The sequence below is a fragment of the Sedimentibacter hydroxybenzoicus DSM 7310 genome (assembly GCF_013403245.1).
GTDB classification, from domain to species: domain Bacteria; phylum Bacillota; class Clostridia; order Tissierellales; family Sedimentibacteraceae; genus Sedimentibacter; species Sedimentibacter hydroxybenzoicus.
Window position 1 is genome coordinate 1 of sequence record NZ_JACBNQ010000058.1, and the last position, 1,633, is coordinate 1,633.

At 31.1% G+C, this 1,633-nt stretch carries 1 protein-coding gene; it reads left to right on the top strand.

Annotated elements, in window-relative coordinates; translation table 11 throughout:
* The first annotated feature begins 146 nt into the window (after window positions 1–146).
* Window positions 147–1,553, top strand: a complete 1,407-nt coding sequence (locus HZF24_RS18625) for an IS1182 family transposase (RefSeq protein ID WP_179239883.1) — start codon at window positions 147–149, stop codon at window positions 1,551–1,553.
* Window positions 1,554–1,633: the final 80 nt, after the last annotated feature.

The window sequence follows — 1,633 nt, forward strand, 5'->3', positions numbered from 1 at the left end:
TCAGACTGCTGACAAAGTCAGCAGCAAGTAACAAAAATTACGAAAACTTAACAGAGAAACAGTTGGAAAACCAACAGTTTCTCTGTTTTTTTGATATAAAATATGATATAATAGAAATATAAAAATAAAACAAGGGAGAAAAAGGAATGTTAACTAAAAACAATGAAAATCAGCCAAAAGTAGAACTTGTGTTGATAGAGAATTTAGTAAAAAAAGATCATATACTTAGAAGAATAGATGAACATATAGACTTCAATTTCATTTATGACATAGTAGAAGATAAATATTGCTTAGATAATGGAAGACCTTCAATAGACCCTGTAGTTTTGTTTAAAATAATATTAATAGGATACCTGTTTGGAATAAGATCAGAGAGAAGATTAATAGAAGAAATACACCATAATGTTGCATACAGATGGTTTTTAGGATATGGATTAGAAGATAAGATACCAGATGCCAGTACAATAAGTCAAAACAGAAGGAGAAGATTTACAGGTACAGATATATTTGAAAAAATATTTGATAATATAGTAGAACAGGCAATCAAGCATAAATTAATAACCGGAAAAGTAATGTATGTAGATTCAACACATATTAAGGCAAATGCAAATATAGGGAAATTCACAAATGAACAAGTAGAAGTTGCACTTCCGGAATACATAGATGAATTAGAAAAAGCTGTGACAGGAGCAAGAGAAGTTCATGGTCAAAGAGAGTTAAAAAAAAACAAAAAAACTACGGAAGTAAAAAACAGAAAAGTAAGCACAACAGATCCTGATAGTGGATATATGTTCAGAGATAAAAAGCCAAAAGGATTCTTTTACTTAAATCATATGGCAGTAGATGGAGAAAACAACTTAATAGCAAGTGTATTACCAACAACAGCAGCAATAAATGATGCAGTACCGTTTTTAGGAATAGTAGAAAGATTAAAAGAAAAATACAAAGTGAAATATGTAGGAGCAGATGCAGGATATTACACAGCAGCCATAGCAAAAGGATTAAAAGAATTAGGTATTACAGCATCAATAGCAAAACGGCTTGGTCCAAAGCCAAAAGGTAAAATGAGCAAATTAAATTTTGTATACATAGAAGAACATGATATATATATTTGTCCACAGGGTAATAGTTTAAACTACAAAACAACAACAAGAGAAGGGTACAAAGAATATAGGAGCCAAAAGAACATATGCAAAGAATGTTCAATACGGGAAAAGTGCATATATGATAAACAAACTATCAGGACAATAAGAAGACATGTATGGCAGGAATATTTAACAGAAATAGATAGATTCAAAGAAAAAACCGAATTAGGTAAAAGAATCTACAAAAGAAGGAAAGAAACAATAGAACGTGCATTCGCAGATTTGAAAGAATTGCACGGATTTCGCTATGCTCGGTTCAGGGGAATCGAGAAAATGAAAGAGCAATGCTTGCTGACAGCAGCGGCATACAATATCAAAAAAATAGCCACCATACTGGGTGGATATTCACACGATTTCATATGTTTTTGTTGGAATTTTAATGGTTTTTCTTATTTCAATGTTTTTTAAAAAAAGATTGATTTTTCATGTGTCTTTCCTTAATTATTATGAAAACCCGCTAATTTTTAGCGGGTTTGTCAATAACCTGA